This window comes from Sphingopyxis sp. J-6 (assembly GCF_046603995.1).
In the GTDB taxonomy this organism is placed as follows: Bacteria; Pseudomonadota; Alphaproteobacteria; order Sphingomonadales; family Sphingomonadaceae; genus Sphingopyxis.
The window spans coordinates 3,804,200-3,822,127 of record NZ_CP145810.1 but is presented as its reverse complement, the minus strand read 5'-3'; the positions used below and the strand labels follow the sequence as shown (position 1 = coordinate 3,822,127).

Sequence of the window (17,928 nt, the reverse complement as noted above, 5' to 3'; positions counted from 1 at the left end):
CAAGCCCTATTGTCCGGGGAGCGGCTCGCCGGCAGGGACATTGGCGTTGGCGGCGGGGATGTTGCGCGTGTCGGTCGATTGCTGCTGCGGCTTCGGATCGTCGTCCCAGTCGAAGATCTTGCCGCGCACGCGCTCATAATTGGCCGCCGGATCGTAAAGCGCGCCGCCTTCGATGCCGAGGTCGCGGGCCTCGGCCTTGCCCATCGCCGCGAGCACCGAGAAGGCGGCGACGTAGCTGTTGCGCCGCGCCGACACGAGTTGGACCTGGGTGTTCAGATATTCCTGTTCGGCGTTCAATATATCGAGAATCGAGCGGGTGCCGACGCTGTTTTCGGCGCGTACGCCTTCGAGCGACAGCGCATTGGCGCCGACCGCCTGCTGCGTCGCCGCGATGATTCGCTCGTTCGCCTGCCACGCCGCATAGGCGCCGCGCGTCTGCGCGATCACGCCGCGTTCGGTCTCGACATAATTTTCGATCGCCTGGCTGGTGCGCGACTGCGCCTGCCGAACCTGCGCCGCGGGGCGGCCGCCCTGGAAGAGCGGTACGGTCAGCGACAGGCCGGCCTGTGCGCTCGTCGTCGTCTGGGCGAAACGCGCGCCGGTCTGGTCGGTGCCGCGCAGCGAACCGAGATAGTCGCTATAGCCGCCGCCGACAGTCCCCGACAGCTTGGGCATCCGTGAAGCACGAGCAACGCCGATGTCGGCGCGATTCGCACTGACGATCTGGTTGGCCGCTTCGATGTCGGGATTGCTGGTGAGCGCGATCGCCACCGCATCCTCGGCGCTCGCCGGCAGGTTCGGCAGCGTCGGCGGGCTTTCAAGGTCGACCGGCGCGTCGCCGACGAGCCGGATGTAGGATTCGCGGCTGGCGATCAGGTTCGCCTCGGCGGTGCGCAAATCGCCTTCGGCGAGTGCGAGCCGCGCTTCCGACTGGGCAACGTCGGTGCGGGTGAGGTCGCCGATCTCGAAACGGTCGCTCGTCGCCTGCAAATTGGTCCGCAGGACCGAGACATTCTTCTGGTTGAGCTGGACGATCGCCTGATCGCGGATGACGTCCATATAGGCGCCGACAACCTGCGAGAAGATGCTCGCCTCGGTGGCGCGGAGGTCGGCCTGGCCCGCTTCGACGCGGAATTTTGCTGCCTTCACGGCGTTACGCACCGCGCCGCCCTGATAGATCGGGACCGAAAACTGCCCCGTCGCGCTCAGCACCCGGCCGGGCGAGGTGAAGCTGTTGCCCGGGACGACGATATTTTCCTGATAATCGACCTGCCCGCCGAGATTCGGCAGGCCATAGCTTTTCTGGATCGGGACATTTTCGTCGTTCGCGCGCTGTCCGGCGCGCGCTGCGGTCAGCGTCGGGTTGTTCTCATAGGCTTTGGCGAGCGCCCCCTGCAGCGTTTCGGCCTGCGCCTGCGATGCCAGCATCAGCGCGCCGAACGCCAGCCCGCCGAACAGCCGCGCGCGGCGGATTGGCGGTCTGATCTGGATATCGTGCATTATGGTTGTCGCCTGAAGCAAGAGGGAAGGGCGTTTAGAAGCGAAATCCCGCCGGGGCGGCAAAGCCGGGCAGCGGCGCGACATCCATATCGGCGAAGCTGCGCAGCGCGATCGTCCCGCCGGTCTTGACGCCCTGAACGAGCCGGGTCACCGCCCCCTCGCGGCGCGCCGCGACCAGTCGCCCGCCTTCGGCGAGCTGCGCGGCGAGGGCTTCGGGCAGCGTCTCGATCGCGCCTTCGACGATGATGCGGTCGAACGGCGCGGCGTCGGGCGCACCGGCATTCAGCGGGCCTTGGGTCCAGCGGATATTGTCGTCGGTGGCGGTGGCCTGAGCGGCCGCCATCAACTCGGCCGCTTCCTCGACGGCATGGACCTCGGCATCCATCAACGCGAGCAGCGCGGCGGTATAGCCGGTGGCGCTGCCGACCAGCAGCACGCGCGATCCCGGCCGGATCGCCGCAGCGGCGAGCAGGCGGCCGGTGACGAGCGGCGGATTGATCACCCGGCCCTGACCCAGCGCTATCGCCCGGTCCATATAGGCAACGCCCGCGAGCGCCGCCGGCACATAGGCCTCGCGCGGCGCCTCGGCCATCGCCCCGATGACGGCAGGATCGATGACGTCGCTGGGACGCAGCTGGCTGTCGATCATCGCCGCGCGCATGTCGGCCGCGCTTATCTCGCTATATTGGGTCGCCATCAGCCTGTTTTCCGATTCCTAAGGGTCCTATCCTTACGGGGAAGCTCTAACCGAAGCAGTGCTGTATTGCAATAGTAATACAGGTGCGTCCCCATGCTGACGCCGCATAGCTGGCAATGGGGGTGCCGCCAAGCCCGCATCGCCCTTCCGCGAATGCGTCGGTTCGATAGCGGGCGCGGAACTGCCGCCGATTTGCCGAACAATCGGATTGCAGTCGCGAAGTGAAACGGCTAGGGGCGCTGTCTCCACGCATTTCTGCGCTTGAGGCCCGATGGCGGAGTGGTGACGCAGCGGACTGCAAATCCGTATACGCCGGTTCGATTCCGGCTCGGGCCTCCAACCATATCCGTCGAAGCGAACGATAGACGGTGTCGTCAGCGAAATAGCGCAATCGCCTGCTTCTGCGACTGCCGTTAATAGGGCAGGTCGTCGAAATAGGCATCCAGCCGGCCGCGCGCCCTATCGCTCAATTTGATGTACGAGCGCCGGCGGTCGGTCGGATCGGCCCAGCGGACCAGCCATTCCTCGTTGGTCAGCAAGGCGATCCAACGCAACGCGGTGGTTTGCGGCACCGATGCCGCGATGCAAAGGCTGGAAATCGATACTGCCTCGCCCTCATAATGCGCGGCATAGAGGTCGAGCAGAATGTCCCAGCAGGCGTCCGAAAATAGTTCGGCCGGGAAATATTCCTCGCGTTTGCGCCTGCGGCGAATCGTTTCGCGGGCAAAGCGCGCGCGCCTTCGGAAAGCTGGTCGGGCGAATGATGTCCGCCTTGCGCTCGGAGGCAGACAAAAGACTATCGGGAGTGAGCGCGGCTGCGGCAGATGGCGGTCCCGTTTCCGGAGCGCCCGCGACCATGGTTTCCAGCAACGCGACAAGCTTGTCGAGCCGGCTTTCCAGCCGGTCGAGACGCGATTCTTCGGATTCGCTGCGGGCACCGTCCTGCGCCTGATGACCCATTGGTCACCCCCTTCGCTACGGTCCCCGCCCTATAGCGCTTGGCATGCAGGATTGTTCCATATTTTGTTCATGTTGGCCGGATGCAGTCTTAAAAGGCCACGTCGATCCGGATTGTGTCGCTGTAGCTGCCCGCCGGCGGGGTGATCTGCCCCGGCAGGATCGCGGCGCGATAAGTATAGCCCTGCGTTGTCGTGGAATCATAGATGCCGGCGTTGGTGTCGGCGCTGGCGCTGCTGCGGCGCGCGGCGCCGACGGCGCCCCACCGGTCGGCGGACGTGGCGGTCTTGTAGAGTTCATAGCGCAGATAATTGGTGCCGCTGCGCATCCGCCGCACGCCGCCGACGGCATTGTTGCCGTCGTTGAGACCGACCGTGTAAGCTGCGCCCGCGCTGCAACGGATCAGGATCGTGCGCGTCACGGGATTGAAGGCGCCGGCCAGCGGTGCCGATCCGAAGGCGACGTTCGGTGCGGTGATGATGCAGTCGTTCTGGACGGTCAGCTGGACATTGACGCGCACCGGAACGCCGGTTCCCCAGACGGTCGCCGGCCCCAGGAGCGGGCGGACAAAACCGGGGCTGGACGAATAGGCAAGGCACACCGCCACGCCCAGCGAGCAGACCGAATAATACCAGCGAAGATCGATGAAGCCGGTGTAGGTGCCGGCGCGGAGGCCCGCGGCCGTGCTGGTGCGGAAATAGATCGGCACGCTGTTGTTCGTTCCGGAGAGCAGGCTGACGAGGCTGAGCGACGACAGGTCGAGGACATTACCCACCGCCAGCGGCGTGCCGCCGGACGTCAGCGATGCGGTGTAGGGAATCGTTTGGCCGGTCGGTCCGGTCAGCCGGAATGTCGAGGCTTCGACACGCAGGCCGATATAATGGGTGGTGAGCGCCGCGAGGAGGATATCGCACTGAAGGCCGGCCAGACCGCTGCCCTGCTGCGGCGTCGAGGCGATCGTATAGGAGCTGAAGCTGCCGAGATTCGTATTCGTCGTCGCGGTCGTGCAAGCCGATGCCGCCTCCGGCGCCATGATTGCGGCAGCGAACAGGAGCGACGCTCCGGCAAGGCGGGTCAGGGTCGGCATGTCACACTTCCCAGTTCGATGATGGCGTCGGCTTTCGGATCGGTGGCGAAGGCGGCGTGGCAGGTCGTGCCGTCGGGCAGGCTGACCGCGATGCGATTGTCCGCCGCGACCTGCTCGATGAAGAGCAGGCCGTCCCAGCCGACGTAAGTCGAACGATCGCTGTTGATCGTGACCGCCGCCCCCGCCGGGATCACCGCGCCCGCGGCGTCGCGGAGCGTGGCGCGCGCCGCGGCCATATGCGCGACCGGAAAGCGGATGACATGACCGCTGCCCGCGGCGATCGCGACGCGCTGGCTGACGACCGGAGTCTGCACGTTCGCGGGCAGGTCGAGCGTATCGATGTCGTAGCGCGCGGGATAATAAGCGCTCGCAGACGGGACGAGCAGCTGGCCCTTGTCGTTGGTCGTGCCGATGAGCTGGTTCTCGTAACGCACCGGGATGCCGGGTTCGCCATTGGTGCTGACCACCGCAAAGGCGTCGGAAACGCGGTTCGCGGCAAAGAGCGAGCCGTCCATGAAGACCAGCGAGCCGCTTGCCCCGAACCAGGCGGTGACATCGTCGCGGCCATAGGCGCCGGCGCGGAGCTGGACCGGCTGCGTCCGCCAGATCACGTCGCCGCGCAGATAGGGACTGCCGCCGTCCTCGCTCACGGCGCTGGCGTTCCAGCCGAAACCGCCCTCGGTCGGAACCGGCTGCGAATAGTCGGCTCGCACGCCGGCGCGCCCGTCCTGATCCCGCGCCACCCCGGCGTTGAGCGTACCGCCGCCGAGCGGGATGCTGAGCGTCAGCGCGCCCGACCATCTGCGGTCGATGAAATCGCGCGACAGCGACGCATAGACCCGGCTTTCGCCCCACAGCGGGATCGCCCAGGCGAGATTCGCCAGCCGCGCATCGCGCCCGCGTTCCTGCCGCAGTTCGAAATAGCCGATGCCCAGTGTTCCGGCCGCGCCCAGCGACACGCTCGCGGTTGCAGCGCTTAGCCGTTCCCAGCCCGGGCGATTGCCACGATTGCCGCGATCGAGGAGGCCGAGGTCTAGATAGCCGCTGCCGCGCCGCGTGTGGCGCAGTCCGATCGAAAAGCCCCGCGCCTGATATTCATAAGCAAGGTCGAGCTGGCCGCCATTGGCATTGTCCCCGAAGCTGCGGCTATAGGCGGCGCTGACCGTTCCGAAATTGCCGAGCTTCACGACGGCGCCGCCGCCGGCGAGCCGCATGTCGTCGGCGACCTCGGCGCGCACTTCCAGCGTCACGCCGGGAGTCACTCCGTGGCGGGCCGAGGCGCTGACCGCGAGGCCGCCATAATCGAAATTGCGGATGCCATAGTTGCGGCGGAACGCGCCCGCCGCGACCGAATAATCGGTCAGGCCCGGGCGAAGCAACGCGCTGCTCACATAGAAGGGCAGCGCCGTCGCGACGCTGCGGCCGTGCATGTCGGTGACGATCAGGTTGGCCTGGCCATAGCCGTTGATCGGCGGCAGCGTGCCGAGGGTGAAGGGTCCGGGATTGACCCGGCTACCCGCGATCCGCTGGCCGTCGACGACCAGATCGACGGTCGACGGCAGCGCGGCGTTGCCGGCGAATTCGGGCAGCGGATAGGTGATGATGTCGGGGCGGACGGAAAAGTCGCGCGACACCTGAATGCCGCCGAGGCGGACGGCGGGCGCATAGGGCAAGGTCCGCGTGATGATATCGCCCGCTTCGACCGTCGTCATGCTGCGCTCGTCGGACCAGCGCCAATAGCTGTCGAAGCGGACGTAGCGCTTCCCGGCGCCGGTGCGGATCGCGCCGGTAGTCGAAAAAATGCCTGCCGGGCCGAATATGCGCGCTTCGTGCCATAGCGACGCCTGGACGGACCCCCGGTTGCCGCCGGTGACATAAAGATCGTAATTGAGCAGCGCCCCCATATCATATTGCGCCGGCCGGAATTCGCGGTCCGCCCCGCCAAGCCGCTGGGCGGGGAGATATTCGGGCGACACGGTCAGGTGCAGTTGCTGCGTCAGCGCATCATAGTCGGCGCGCACGCCTTCGAGATCGTCGAGGAACAGCATGTCGCCCGGCGCTTCGAACAACAGTCCGGCGCGGCGCAGGTCGGCCACCTGCATCCGGAACCGGCCACCCTGCTTGACGACGGCCGCGACAATGCCGGTCTGCAGGCCATTGACGAAGAGTTCGAGCTCGAGCCGCTGCTCGGCGGCGAGCTTCGCGACGTCGTCCGACCGCACGGGGGGCGGCAGGTCGGCGTAGCCATCGAGGCGCGTATCGCCATTCGCGGCATAGGCGCCGCCGGGGCTGCAGAGCGCGGCGGCAAAGGCCGGCGCCCAGCGGAGGCGTCGCGGCGGAAATATCGCGCGCGCCACCGCCCGTCATTCCGGCAGACGCTCGATGCGCGCGCTCTGCTGCCCGTTGATCGCCGCCGACAGGGCCGACAGGTCGCCCGGCGCCGTCGTTCCCTGCGGCAAAGGCCAGCGCATTGTCGCGCCGGGGAGCACATAGCCGAACAGTCCTTCGGCGATCGCCGAGCGGCGGCCGCTCGTCACGAAAGCGACGTCGGTGAGGCGCGCGTGGCCGGCGCCGCTATTGCGGATCTCGAGAAAGCGCCCGCTCGCGTCGGAGCCGAAACGCCAGCCGAGCGCGGGCGGCGGCGGCGCCTTTGCCTTGCCTTTACGGGCCTCGCCCCCGGCATAGGAAAACAGTGGCAGCGAGTAGCGCATCCGGAAACTGACCGCGGCGCCCGGCGCCGTCGGCGCATCGCTGGTCGGGATTTCGTCGACGACGACGCGGTAAGGCTTTTCCGCGACGGTCGGCGGCGGCGTCGTGCGGGTCAGGCGGACCAGTTGCCGTTCGCCGGGCTGGATGCTGACGATCGGCGGCGTTCCCAGCACCTCGTCCTGCGGCGCATAGGCGTCGCGGCCGTCCTGCTGGGCCCAGGCATAGACGAGTATCTGCAGCGTGACCGGCGTCTTCCCCGGGTTTTCGAGCCATAGCGCGGCCGCTCGATCATCGCCTTCGATGACCGGATTGATCGGCCAGATCAGGATCGACCCGGGCTGCCGCGCCCCAGCGGGGCGAGGCGCGGTGAGGAGCATCATGATCGCAACGATCAACAGGACGACGGGAAGATATGCGCGTTTCATGGGCCAATCCTTGGAAGCGCGGTCACCATGTCAGCGTGACCGTCAACGTGTCGGTGTAGGTGCCGGGCGGCCGCGTTCCGGGCAGCGTCAGCAAGCCGTAGATCGGCAGGCGCACATCCTCGCTGTTCGCGCCGGAGACCGGGACTGCGTAGGGTGTGCCGATCGCGATCGGCTGGGTGCATCCGGCATCGCGGCACAGCGTGTAGACGAGGCGCGCGCCGCTGTTGGCACCAAGCTGGAGATTGCGCGCGCCAGCGGCTGCATGGCTGCCGCCGTCGATGCTCATCGTCAGATTGGCGCCCGGGGTGCAGCGCAGGCGGATCGCCTGGGTGCCGGTCGTCGTCGCGGTGTGCGTCGCGGTCGAGAAGGTCGAATCGAGCCCGAAATCGAGCGTGCCGACCCGTCCGGCATTGCCGCTGCCGCCGAGACCGTCGACCAGACATCCGGCGGTGATCGTCGCCGAAACGTCGAACTGGGCTGTCGTTTCGGCTTGCGCGGAGCTGCCCGCCGCATATGCGACGAGCCCGGCAAAAGCCGCCAATGCGGTCCACGGGCGTGGGCGGGACATCGCCGCGAACCGGCGGCCGGCCCTAAAGCTCGACCACCACCGTTACGACGTCGGCATAGACGCCCGGCGTCAGCCCGGCCTCGCCGAATGCGCGGCCATAAACGTTCACCGTCTGCACCGATCCGTCGCCGGCGAGGACGATGTCTCCGCCGACCGGGATGACGGCCGTACGGCCGGCATCCGAATAGAGATTATAGGTCACGAACTGCCCCGCGGCGGTTTGATGCGCCATGGCATGGAGCCCGGTGCCCGCACCCGACCCGTCATTCTGCCCGGCGTCGAACGACAGGGTCGGCGTGATGCCGTTGCTGCACTGGATCGTGAAACCGGTCGCGCCGCTGAGCACCTGTGCATCGGTCTGGGTGAACAGCGTGTTCTGGGTCCCGAAATCGAGCGTGCCGAAATCTACGCCGGTCGAGCCATCGTCGTAATTCTGACCATTGATGATGCAGCCGGCTTCGAGCGTGATCGTCGCGTCGATCGTTCCCGTAATATCGGCATACGCCGGGGGGGCAGCAATAAACAGGGCAGGAAGGAGGAGGGTGGCGTGTAATAGATGTTTACGCACGAGAATAACTCCTGATCTATCCCCCCTTTTTTTGCCGCTATTTATGTTCTCGGCAAAATCAACATACGATCATGGAGTTAACAAGTTGCAACAATATGATGAATTAATTTATTATGTTATTAAAATTATACTTCCTGCATTTTATATTGATACTATAGAGAGATTGTTGAATTGTCACGGCGGGGTGGGTCCGATCTGGAGCATTGCTGCGTCAGGCCGGATGCGACGGGAGGCGAGGGATTTTGCGGAATCATCGGCGCAGGGCACCGGGCTGGACGACGGGTTCTTCCGTAATGGATGTTTCGCTCCGCTAGCCATATTGGCTGGCGGACATCGCACAGCCAGCGCGACTCTCTTCCGGCGCGTCTCGCACGCCCGGCTATTGCCCCGCGCCGGGCTGCGCGAGTGCCATGAGAGCGGCGAGGGTCAGAACTTCGGCGCCGCGCTTGATGCTTGCCTCCGGCACTGGCGCGAAAAACGGCGAGTGATTGACGGGGATGGCGGTCTTGTCGGCCTGCGCTTTGGCAAAAAGGGCAGGATCGAGCCCGCCGATCGCGAAGAAAACCGATGCTATGCCCGCCTTCACCAATTCGGAATAATCTTCGCTGGCGTTGCCGCCGGCCTCGCTGGCGGGGACGAAGATGGCTTCGCTGCCGAAGGCGGTCTTCAGCATCGTCGCGGCTTTTTGCGCGAGGTCGGTGGTATTGACGACCGCGGCGGTCCCGCCCTGATGGGTGATCACAGGGGCCGGCGCGCGCGCCATGTCGGTTACCGAGCGCGCCGTTCTTTCGACCCCCTCGACCAGGAGCTTCCGTGTCGCGTCGTCATAAGAGCGAAGGGTCAGCTTGAGGTCCGCCCGGTCGGGAATGATGTTGCCGACGGTGCCGGCCACGAAGCTGCCGACGGTGATGACGCCAAAGGCCTTCGGATCCTTTTCGCGGCTGATGACGGACTGTACGTCGGTCACGAAGCGGCTGCCCATCATGATGGGGTCGATACCCTTGTCGGGCATCGATCCGTGGGCGCCGACGCCGTTGAAGCTGATGTCGATCGCGTCGGACGCCGAACTGACGACGCCGTCCTTCACGATGACAAGGCCCGTGGGCAGCGGCATGACGTGCGCCGCAAAGGCGAAGTCGGGCTTCGGCCAGCGGGTGAAAAGACCATCGTCGAGCATCGCCCTGGCGCCCGTGCCGAGCTCTTCGGCGGGCTGGCCGACGAACATCAGCGTTCCGCTCCAGCGATCCTTCATTTCCACAAGGGTCGTCGCGGTGCCGAGCCACCACGCCATGTGGAGGTCATGCCCGCAACTATGGGCGACGAAGGTGCTGCTGCCGTTCGCGGTCTGCTGGACGCGGCTCGCATAGGAAAGCCCTGTTTTTTCTTCCATCGGAAGCGCATCGAGTTCCGTGCGCACCAGGATGATCGGGCCATCGCCATTCTTGTAGATTGCGACAATGCCCGTCTCGCCGATTCCGGTTGTCACGGTAAAGCCGAGCTGGCGCATTTCCTCGGCAAGGAGGGCCGCCGTGCGGGTCTCCTGAAATCCGAGTTCGGGATGGGCATGGATGTCTTTGTAGATCGCATCCAGATGCGGATAGGCCTTTTCGAGAACCGGCGCGATGCGGGCCCTCGCGGCTGCCACGTCGAAGGCCGGCGCCGGAGGCGTCTGGGCGAGGGCTGGCGTTGCAGCGGCCCCGGCGGCGATCGCCAGCAACTTTTTGCGCATCGTGTATCTCCCGGCAATTCGGTGCTTGGGCACCGAAGGATCGCATGTCAGGCGACCTTATTGCCTTGCTTCAACACTTGATGCAATATGAATTGAATTATCAACTGAACAAGAGAGATTGCGGAGCGAGTTCCGATATCGCGACGTCGAAAGCATGGCCGGCGGAGCAAGATAGCACGAAGATGTCCGGTCGTGCCGGGCAGGGCGCGCCTCGGCGACGGCGATCCCGGTCAGGCTATTTCCTCTCCGGCATCGGCACTTCTTCGTGCGGCGGCTTGTAGAGGCGGCCGTCCTGCAGCATCAGCCGGCCGCCCACGAAGGCGGTCCTGACCTTGCGCAGCGCGGCGAAATCCTCGTCGGGATTGCCGTCGACGACGATGATGTCGGCCAGCTTGCCGGGCTCGATCGTCCCCAGCCGGTCGCCCATGTGCATGATCTCGGCGCTCGTCTTGGTCGCCGCGACCAGCGCTTCCGTCTTCGTGTAGCCGATCAGTTCGAAGCTCTCGAGCTCGTTGATATAGGCGCCGGGCATATAGTCCGGCCAATCGCTGATCAGGTCGAGCCCGATTCCCATTTTGATGCCGGCGCGCCGCATTTTCCTGCCCATTGCGAGGATGCTCTCCTCGTTCAGTTCGAACCGGCGCGAGGTGGAGCCGAAATATCCACCGCCCCAAGTCCGCATGACGAGGCGATAGGGAACGAAGGTCGGGACCGAGGCGATGCCGCGCCTGGCCATCAGCGCGATCGCCGCGTCGCTGCGCGGCAGCGGATGTTCGATCGAGTCCACCCCGGCCCTGATCGCCATGTCGATATATTGGGTTTCGGTATCCGTCGTCACCGGCAAGCCAAGCGAATGCGCCTCATCGACGGCCGCGGTGATCTCGGCCTGACTATACTCGCTGGCGAGTTTGATCAGGTCGGCGCCCTTGGCGAACTGGATGCGCACCGCCTCGCGCCACTGGTCGGGACCGGACGCGATACGGGTCATCGAATTCGGGTTGCCATTGGGGACTTCGGGAAAGCCCGGTCCGAAGGCATGGATTGCAGCATGTCCGCCGGTCTGGGTGATGAGCTGGCCCGCCGCGAAGATACGCGGACCGGGAATTTCGCCGGCCGCCTGCGCCCGCTTGAGCACGAATGGCGCATCGCCATGCGACCCGACGTCGCGCATGCTGGTGACCCCGGCCTGCAGGAAGATGCCCATGCGCCACTGCCCGCGCATCACCGATTCTGCGCCGCTGATCCCGGCTGACGAATAGACGTTGGCCGCGTCTGCCGAACGGAAGTTCGTCAGGTGTGTATGCAGGTCGATCAGACCGGGCATCACCGTCTTGCCCGCGACATCATAGACCACCGCATCGGCCGGCCAGTTCCTGTCGCCGGGGCTCAGCACCGCCGTGATCGACTTGCCCTGAACGACCACCGTCGCCGGGCGTGCCGGCTTGCCGGTGCCGTCGAACAACCGGCCGCCCACCAGCACGAACGACCCCTTGGGCGCGTTATAGTCGGCGGGTACCGGGATACGCAGCACCTCGTCCGACGTCGGCACCGTCGGGGGCAGCCACTGGTCGCGATTATAGAGCGGCCGCGCCTCCGGTCCGCTATCCCTATCCTGCGCTATAACCGGCTCCTGCGCCATGACCGGCGTCGCGGTGATAGCGGTCGCAAGCAGCAGCGCGGCGATCCGTGCGATTGTCATCATCTTTCCCCTTGTCCCAGCCCTGCGCCTGCCCGGTCACTCGACCGGTTCGATCGGCAATCCGGTCCACTTCGCCGCGAAGGCCCACATGTCGGCGGTCTCCTCGACGATCTTGTCGACCGGCTTGCCGCGGCCATGCCCGGCGCGCGTCTCGATGCGGACCAGATGCGGTCGGGGGCCGATGTCCGCGGCCTGCAGCGCCGCCGTGTATTTGAACGTATGTCCCGGGATCACGCGATCGTCGGTGTCGGCCGTCACCGCGAGGATCGCCGGATAGGTCACGCCCGACCGGATATTATGATAGGGCGAATAGCGATAGAGGTTGCGAAAGTCGGCCTCCACCTCGGGCGAGCCATATTCGGTGGTCCAGAAGATGCCGTTGGTGAACTTGTGGAAGCGCAGCATGTCCTGCACCCCGACCATCGGCAACGCGGCTTCGAACAGATCGGGCCGCTGGTTGACGACCGCGCCGATCAGCATGCCGCCATTGGACTCGCCCTGGATCGCCAGCCCCTTGGCCGGGGTGATCTGCTGCGCTTTCAGATATTCGCCGGCGGCGATGAAATCGTCGAAAACATTCTGCTTCTTGTGCAGGCGGCCGGCGTCATGGCAAGCCTCGCCATATTCGCCGCCGCCGCGGATATGGGCGACCGCATAGACGCCGCCCTGCTCGACCCAGGCGAGCTTTTCTTCCGAAAATTCAGGCGGGAAGACCAGCGTATAGCCGCCATAGCCGTAGAGGATCGTCGGCGCGGGTCCGGTCACATCCTTGCGGCGCACGACGAACATCGGCACCCGCGTGCCGTCCTTCGAATGATAGAAGCGCTGCTCGACCACGATCTTGTCGAGATCGGCCTTCACCTCCGGACTGGCCCACGGGGTGACGGTGTTGGCGGCCGCATCATAGCGGTAGATCGTCTTCGGGATGTTGAAACTGCTGAATTCGAAGAAGGTCTCCGGATCGCTCGCGCTGCCGCTGATTTCGCCCGCGACGCCCATGCCAGGCAGCGGCACGACCCCCGCCGGCTTGCCGTCGAGCGTGAAGCGCCGCACCTCCGACTTCACATCGACCAGATAGGACAGCAACAGCGTGTCGCCGATCAGCCGGCCGGATTTGAGGGTCGCCTCCTGTTCGGGCACGACATCGGTCGCGACCGGATCGGCGGCGGCGATATCCATCGACACCAGCTTGAACCGCTCCGCGCCCTCGCTGGTCGCGATATAGAATTTGGTGCCGACATTGCCGACATAGAACCAGCTGCTGTTATAGTCGCCGGCGAGGTGGCGGACCTTCCAGTCTCTCGACTTCAGATCGACGATGCCCAGCTTGGGCTGGATCGAGCCATTGTCGGACACGATGGTCAGATAGCGTCCGTCGTCGGTGATCCCCGAATAATGCGCGGTCTTCGGCTCGTCGGGCGTCGCATGGACCAGCCGGTCCTGCGCCTGCGGCGTGCCGACCTTGTGGAAATAGATGCTGTGGTTGTGCGCCAGGCTCTGGAAAGCGGTGGTGGCAGGAAAGCGCGAATAGAAAAAGCCCGACCCGTCCTTCAGCCACTCGATCGTGGTGAAGCGCGCCCAATGGACCTCGTCGGCCAACGTCTTGCCGCTGTCGATGTCGAGGACGCGGAAGGTCCGCTTGTCGCCGCCGCCTTCCTGCACGGCATAGGCCATGCGCTTGCCGTCGTTTGATACCGACAGCTCGGCGAGCGCGTCGGCGCCGTCTTTCGACCAGCTATTGGGGTCGATCAGCACCCGTTCGGGCCCGTTCAGGCTGTCGCGGACATAGAGTACCGCCTGATTCTGCAGTCCCGAATTGCGGCGATAGAAATAACGGCCGCCGCGCTTGATCGGCACGGTGAAGCGCTCGTGGTCGAACAACTGCTTCAGCCGGGCCCTGAACAGGTCGCGCCCGGGCAGCGCGTCGAGATATGCGCCGGTTACCTTGTTCTGTGCCTCGACCCACGCCGCGACCTGCCTGTCCTCGCGGACGTCATTCTCCAGCCAGCGATAGGGATCGGCGACCTTCTGTCCGAAATGATCCTCGACGACATTATCGCGTCGGGTCTGGGGATAGGCGATAGGGGCAGCGGCCGCCGCCGACGTTTCCTGCGCAGCCCGGGCAGCGGGCGGTGTCATCAGCATCAATCCCGACACCGACATCGCGAATAGGAAATGTCCCCGCATGCTCGCCTCCCGTTTTCAATTATCGTATAATATATTCCATATTACCCGTGACGTGAAAATGCCGGATTCGGACACATGTTGTTCCGAACGGGAATGAGGTTGAAGGCGTTATCGGCGTCGATCGGCCAAGGGAGAATTGCGCGATTGATACACTGCTGTATCTTGCTAGACTTGGCGCAGCCGTGACATGTGAACCATTGCCAATGACCAGCAAGCTTTCCGTCATCATCTCACCCGCGTTCACGAGCTTCGTCGGGCGCGGCGTCTGCGACCCCGCCCGCCTGCCGCTTGATGCGGTGATCCTCGGCTTTGGCGATATCGGCGAGCCGGCGGTGATGATGCTGACCGCAGATGATCTGGACGGCGAGGCGCAGGACCATCTGATCGTCTTCGCGATCAGCCGGAGCGAATGTCTGCGCCTGTTCGACCTGCTGCCACGCCCCGACGGGCGCTGGTATCTGCCCGCCAATCTGCGCGGGCTGGGGCGTGCCGTCGTTGCGGTCGAGGGCGAGGGGCTGGTGCCGGAAATGCTGCGCGTCGCGCGCAGCATGGAGCTGCTCTGCCAGCTCTTCATCGCGCTCCAGGCGAACAGCATGGTCGAGGTCGGCGGCGTCACGACGCTGAGCGAGCAGGACATCACGCGGATCGCGGCGGCGCACCAGATGGTCAACGAGCGCTGGCAGGAAAAGCTGACGGTCGGCAATGTCGCGCGGCGGTGCGGGCTCAGCAAGGCGAAGCTGACCTACGGCTTTCGCGAGCTTTACCAATGCACCGTTCCCGAAGCGGTCAGCGAACGCCGGCTGGAACATGCGAAACGGTTGCTGGCCCAGAGCGACCTGCCGATTTCGAGCATCGGCTATCGCTGCGGCTATATGAGCAACGCCAGCTTCACCCGCGCCTTCGCGCGCCGTTTCGGGATGGCGCCGACCGAAATGCGGCGGCTCGAAACGACGGCGTGACGCTGCCCCGCCGCGCGGGCTATTTCTTGAGGATATCGAGCGCGGCGACCGTCATCGCCTGCGTCCCCAGCGTCACCGCCGGACGCGGCTCGATCCGGAAGAATGGTGAATGGTGTGGACGTAGCGGTGCGCCGCCCTTCGCCGCCGCGTCATATTCGGCGCGCGGGGTGCCGCCGACCCAGAAGAAGGCGCCGGGCACCTTGAGGTCGGGCTGGATGAAATAGGAGAAATCCTCCGACCCCATGCTTTCGCGCGGCTTCGAATAGAGGACATCCTCGCCGAGTCCGGCGACGAAGGCGCTGCGCACGCGCTGGGTCAGCGCCGGGTCGTTCGAGGTTACCGGGGTCGATTCGAACCCGACTTTCACTTCGGGCAGCTTGTCCTCGGGCATGCCGTTCATCCGGCCGACATTGACCGCGATCCGCTTGATCCCGTCGATCAGCTTGGCGCGCGTCCCCTCGTCATCGGCGCGGACGCTGAGTTGCAGCAGCGCCTTGTCGGGAATGATATTATGCTTGTTGCCCGCTTGGAACGAGCCGACGGTGACGACGCCGGGTTTGAGGGGCGATATCTGGCGGCTGACCAGCGTCTGGAGCGCCATGACGATTTCGGACCCCATCACGATCGGGTCCTTGCCCATCTGCGGCGAAGCGCCGTGCGCGCCGACACCCGGGATGATCACATCGACGCTGTCGGCCGAGGACAGCACGGTCCCGGGCTCGATCCCGAGCGTGCCCGACGGAAAGTCGGACGTGACGTGGAAACCGATCGCATAGTCCGGCTTGCCGAAGCGCGTGTAGAGCCCGTCTTCGAGCATCATCCGGGCGCCGGCGATCCGTTCCTCGGCGGGCTGGACGACGAACAGGATCGTACCCTGCCACCGGTCCTTGAGGCGTGCGAGCTGGCGCGCGGCGCCGATCAGCGCGGTGATATGGACGTCGTGGCCGCACGCCTGCATCACCGGCTTGGTCACCCCGTCGCGGTCGACCTGCGTCGCGGTCGAGGCATAGGGCAGCCCGCTGTCTTCCTTCAGCGGCAACCCGTCCATGTCGGCACGCATCAACAGCACCGGGCCGTCGCCGTTGCGCATCACCCCGACGACGCCGGTACCGCCGACCTTTTCGGTGACCTCGATCCCGCCGATTGCGCGGAGTTCCTTCGCCATGATCGCGGCGGTGCGGACCTCGAGAAACGAGAGTTCGGGATTCTGGTGGAAATCGAGGAACAGCTTTTCGAGATGCGCGGCATAATCGGCTTCGACGGCGGGCACGACGTCGGACGCGGCAAGCGCGGGCGTGGCGGTGAGGCATGCCGCGACCAGCGCGGCGAATCCCGTCCGGCGGGAAGTCCGGACGCCGTTGTGAATGCTGCCCATGCTCTGCTTCCGATACGCCACGATCGCTTCCCCCAATTGCTGCTCATCTGTTGAATGTGCCGGGGCTGCGCCCGGGCCGTGCTTCTGGTGCCCGCTTATCGGAAGGCTGGCAAGCGCTGCCAGCTTGCCCGGCGGCCGCAAATCGCCTTAGTGGTGCGGCAGCAAAGGAGAGACGCATGGCGCAGGGCACCGCACGGATCGGCAACGACCGCTATCGCACCGAGATCGAGGTCGGCGGCCATGCGATCGTCGCCGACGAGCCGCGCTCGCTGGGCGGGCAGGGGGTGGGGCCGGCGCCCTACGACCTGCTACTCGCCAGTCTCGGCGCGTGCACCGCGATCACGCTGCGCATGTATGCCGACCGCAAGGGCTGGCCGATGGCGTCGGTCGAGGTCGCGCTGCGTCTTCACGGCAAGGACGAGCGGCGGATCGACCGGGTGCTGACGATTGCGGGGCTCGACGACGAACAAATGGCCCGGATGGCCGATATCGCCGAGCGAACGCCGGTGACGCTGACGCTGAAGAATGGCTTGCCGATCGATACGCGGCTGGCCTGAAGGCCGCCCCACTGGACAAAGCCCCGCCGACCACATATATACCGCCCGTTATGGAAGTCGATTCCCTCCCCGCCACCAAGGGCCGTCCGCGCGAATTCTGCGTCGATGCCGCGCTCGCGGCGGCGCTGCGCGTGTTCTGGAGCAAGGGGTATGAGGGCGCCTCGATGGCCGACCTCACCGATGCGATGGGAATCACCAAGCCCAGCCTTTACGCCGCCTTCGGCAACAAGGAAGCGCTCTTCAACAAGGCGCTCGATCTCTACGAGCGCGAGAAGGCCGATTATATGCACGCGGCGCTCGATGCGCCGACCGCGCGCGGGGTCGCCGAACGGCTGATGTACGGCGCGCTCGATATGCACACTTGCCCCGACAATCCGAACGGCTGCCTCGGGGTAATCAGTTCGGTTGCCTGCGGCGCCGAGGCTGAATGCATCCGCGAGGCCGTCGTCGCGCGCGGCGCGGCGGCGAAAAAGGCGATGCTCGCCCGCTTCGCGCGCGCCAGGGACGAAGGCGATTTTCCCGAAGGCACCGATCCCGAAGGCCTCGCGTCCTTCCTCACCGCGGTAAACCAGGGAATGGCGGTGCAGGCGGGTGCGGGCGCGACGCGCGCCGAACTCGAACGGCTCGTCGAGACCAGTCTGAAGCTGTGGCCGGGACGCTGATAGAAATATTTTACTGACCGGTACAATATGGTCTTGACGCGGCGCAGCATAGATTATATACCGCATAGTACATAAAGAAGGATGAACCGGCACCGGTGGAGCGCTTGGCGCTTTTCCGAGAAGGCGCGGTCGCGTTCGAAAGGAAACAGTCTCTCCCCCGACCGGCTGCCGCACCCCGTCCGTGCGGTGGCCGGGAAGATTCGCCGCTGCCCGGTCCACCGGGGGCGGGCTTCAGATCCGACGAATATG

The 17,928-nt window shown here is 65.4% G+C and carries 16 protein-coding genes and 1 tRNA gene; 4 read left to right on the top strand and 13 right to left on the bottom strand.

Annotated features, from left to right (window positions below; translation table 11 throughout):
* Window positions 1-6: 6 nt before the first annotated feature.
* Both V6U71_RS18250 and V6U71_RS18245 read right to left on the bottom strand, forming a co-directional pair.
* Window positions 7-1,500: a TolC family outer membrane protein gene (locus V6U71_RS18250; RefSeq protein ID WP_411339765.1), complete on the bottom strand. Its 1,494-nt coding sequence runs from the start codon at window positions 1,498-1,500 to the stop codon at window positions 7-9.
* 34 nt (window positions 1,501-1,534) lie between these two features.
* Window positions 1,535-2,197: a protein-L-isoaspartate O-methyltransferase family protein gene (locus tag V6U71_RS18245; RefSeq protein WP_411339764.1), complete on the bottom strand. Its 663-nt coding sequence runs from the start codon at window positions 2,195-2,197 to the stop codon at window positions 1,535-1,537.
* A 265-nt stretch (window positions 2,198-2,462) separates the two neighbouring features.
* Here V6U71_RS18245 and V6U71_RS18240 point away from each other — a divergent pair.
* Window positions 2,463-2,536 (top strand) — tRNA-Cys (locus V6U71_RS18240).
* Window positions 2,537-2,610: 74 nt separating this feature from the next.
* On the opposite strand, the gene V6U71_RS18235 is transcribed toward V6U71_RS18240, so the two are convergent.
* The 10 genes from V6U71_RS18235 to V6U71_RS18190 all read right to left on the bottom strand — a co-directional run bounded on the left by V6U71_RS18235 (window position 2,611) and on the right by V6U71_RS18190 (window position 14,126).
* Entirely contained in the window at window positions 2,611-2,769 is a 159-nt protein-coding gene (locus V6U71_RS18235) for a hypothetical protein (protein WP_411339763.1), read from the bottom strand.
* A 43-nt stretch (window positions 2,770-2,812) separates the two neighbouring features.
* Window positions 2,813-3,157, bottom strand: coding sequence for a hypothetical protein (locus tag V6U71_RS18230; RefSeq protein ID WP_411339762.1), 345 nt, complete (start codon window positions 3,155-3,157; stop codon window positions 2,813-2,815).
* A gap of 88 nt (window positions 3,158-3,245) precedes the next feature.
* A complete protein-coding gene (locus tag V6U71_RS18225) occupies window positions 3,246-4,241 on the bottom strand; it encodes a spore coat U domain-containing protein (RefSeq protein ID WP_411339761.1) in 996 nt (331 codons plus the stop codon).
* Complete coding sequence (locus V6U71_RS18220; RefSeq protein WP_411339760.1) at window positions 4,229-6,598, bottom strand: fimbria/pilus outer membrane usher protein; 2,370 nt, start codon at window positions 6,596-6,598, stop codon at window positions 4,229-4,231. Before V6U71_RS18220 ends, V6U71_RS18225 begins: the two co-directional genes overlap by 13 nt.
* A 6-nt stretch (window positions 6,599-6,604) precedes the next feature.
* The gene (locus V6U71_RS18215; RefSeq protein ID WP_411339759.1) at window positions 6,605-7,375 is read right to left on the bottom strand and encodes a molecular chaperone; all 771 of its coding nucleotides are present in this window, start codon (window positions 7,373-7,375) and stop codon (window positions 6,605-6,607) included.
* Window positions 7,376-7,397: 22 nt separating this feature from the next.
* On the bottom strand, window positions 7,398-7,943 hold the full coding sequence (locus V6U71_RS18210; RefSeq protein WP_411339758.1) for a spore coat U domain-containing protein: 546 nt from the start codon (window positions 7,941-7,943) through the stop codon (window positions 7,398-7,400).
* 22 nt (window positions 7,944-7,965) lie between these two features.
* Complete coding sequence (locus V6U71_RS18205) at window positions 7,966-8,511, bottom strand: spore coat U domain-containing protein (protein ID WP_411339757.1); 546 nt, start codon at window positions 8,509-8,511, stop codon at window positions 7,966-7,968.
* A 379-nt stretch (window positions 8,512-8,890) separates the two neighbouring features.
* The gene (locus V6U71_RS18200) at window positions 8,891-10,240 is read right to left on the bottom strand and encodes an amidohydrolase (protein WP_411339756.1); all 1,350 of its coding nucleotides are present in this window, start codon (window positions 10,238-10,240) and stop codon (window positions 8,891-8,893) included.
* A gap of 235 nt (window positions 10,241-10,475) precedes the next feature.
* On the bottom strand, window positions 10,476-11,939 hold the full coding sequence (locus V6U71_RS18195) for an amidohydrolase family protein (protein ID WP_411339755.1): 1,464 nt from the start codon (window positions 11,937-11,939) through the stop codon (window positions 10,476-10,478).
* 36 nt (window positions 11,940-11,975) lie between these two features.
* Window positions 11,976-14,126: a prolyl oligopeptidase family serine peptidase gene (locus V6U71_RS18190; RefSeq protein ID WP_411339754.1), complete on the bottom strand. Its 2,151-nt coding sequence runs from the start codon at window positions 14,124-14,126 to the stop codon at window positions 11,976-11,978.
* Window positions 14,127-14,329: 203 nt separating this feature from the next.
* On the opposite strand from V6U71_RS18190, the gene V6U71_RS18185 reads away from it, so the two are divergent.
* Window positions 14,330-15,085 (top strand): helix-turn-helix domain-containing protein, encoded by a 756-nt coding sequence (locus V6U71_RS18185; protein WP_054589223.1) that lies wholly within the window; start codon window positions 14,330-14,332, stop codon window positions 15,083-15,085.
* A gap of 19 nt (window positions 15,086-15,104) precedes the next feature.
* Here V6U71_RS18185 and V6U71_RS18180 read toward each other — a convergent pair whose 3' ends face one another.
* Complete coding sequence (locus tag V6U71_RS18180; protein ID WP_411339753.1) at window positions 15,105-16,460, bottom strand: amidohydrolase; 1,356 nt, start codon at window positions 16,458-16,460, stop codon at window positions 15,105-15,107.
* Window positions 16,461-16,636: 176 nt separating this feature from the next.
* Between V6U71_RS18180 and V6U71_RS18175 the strand changes: the two genes are divergently transcribed.
* On the top strand, window positions 16,637-17,017 hold the full coding sequence (locus V6U71_RS18175) for an OsmC family protein (protein ID WP_411339752.1): 381 nt from the start codon (window positions 16,637-16,639) through the stop codon (window positions 17,015-17,017).
* A 50-nt stretch (window positions 17,018-17,067) separates the two neighbouring features.
* Window positions 17,068-17,679, top strand: a complete 612-nt coding sequence (locus tag V6U71_RS18170; RefSeq protein ID WP_411339751.1) for a TetR/AcrR family transcriptional regulator — start codon at window positions 17,068-17,070, stop codon at window positions 17,677-17,679.
* Window positions 17,680-17,928: the final 249 nt, after the last annotated feature.

What these genes read in the sequence shown, in the direction of transcription:
- V6U71_RS18200 (WP_411339756.1), bottom strand. Translation starts at nt 10,240, where the DNA reads ATGCGCAAAAAGTTGCTGGCGATCGCCGCCGGGGCCGCTGCAACGCCA.
- V6U71_RS18250 (WP_411339765.1), bottom strand. Translation starts at nt 1,500, where the DNA reads ATGCACGATATCCAGATCAGACCGCCAATCCGCCGCGCGCGGCTGTTC.
- V6U71_RS18225 (WP_411339761.1), bottom strand. Translation starts at nt 4,241, where the DNA reads ATGCCGACCCTGACCCGCCTTGCCGGAGCGTCGCTCCTGTTCGCTGCC.
- V6U71_RS18170 (WP_411339751.1), top strand. Translation starts at nt 17,068, where the DNA reads ATGGAAGTCGATTCCCTCCCCGCCACCAAGGGCCGTCCGCGCGAATTC.
- V6U71_RS18180 (WP_411339753.1), bottom strand. Translation starts at nt 16,460, where the DNA reads ATGGGCAGCATTCACAACGGCGTCCGGACTTCCCGCCGGACGGGATTC.
- V6U71_RS18195 (WP_411339755.1), bottom strand. Translation starts at nt 11,939, where the DNA reads ATGACAATCGCACGGATCGCCGCGCTGCTGCTTGCGACCGCTATCACC.
- V6U71_RS18190 (WP_411339754.1), bottom strand. Translation starts at nt 14,126, where the DNA reads ATGCGGGGACATTTCCTATTCGCGATGTCGGTGTCGGGATTGATGCTG.
- V6U71_RS18175 (WP_411339752.1), top strand. Translation starts at nt 16,637, where the DNA reads ATGGCGCAGGGCACCGCACGGATCGGCAACGACCGCTATCGCACCGAG.
- V6U71_RS18230 (WP_411339762.1), bottom strand. Translation starts at nt 3,157, where the DNA reads ATGGGTCATCAGGCGCAGGACGGTGCCCGCAGCGAATCCGAAGAATCG.
- V6U71_RS18210 (WP_411339758.1), bottom strand. Translation starts at nt 7,943, where the DNA reads ATGTCCCGCCCACGCCCGTGGACCGCATTGGCGGCTTTTGCCGGGCTC.
- V6U71_RS18185 (WP_054589223.1), top strand. Translation starts at nt 14,330, where the DNA reads ATGACCAGCAAGCTTTCCGTCATCATCTCACCCGCGTTCACGAGCTTC.
- V6U71_RS18245 (WP_411339764.1), bottom strand. Translation starts at nt 2,197, where the DNA reads ATGGCGACCCAATATAGCGAGATAAGCGCGGCCGACATGCGCGCGGCG.
- V6U71_RS18215 (WP_411339759.1), bottom strand. Translation starts at nt 7,375, where the DNA reads ATGAAACGCGCATATCTTCCCGTCGTCCTGTTGATCGTTGCGATCATG.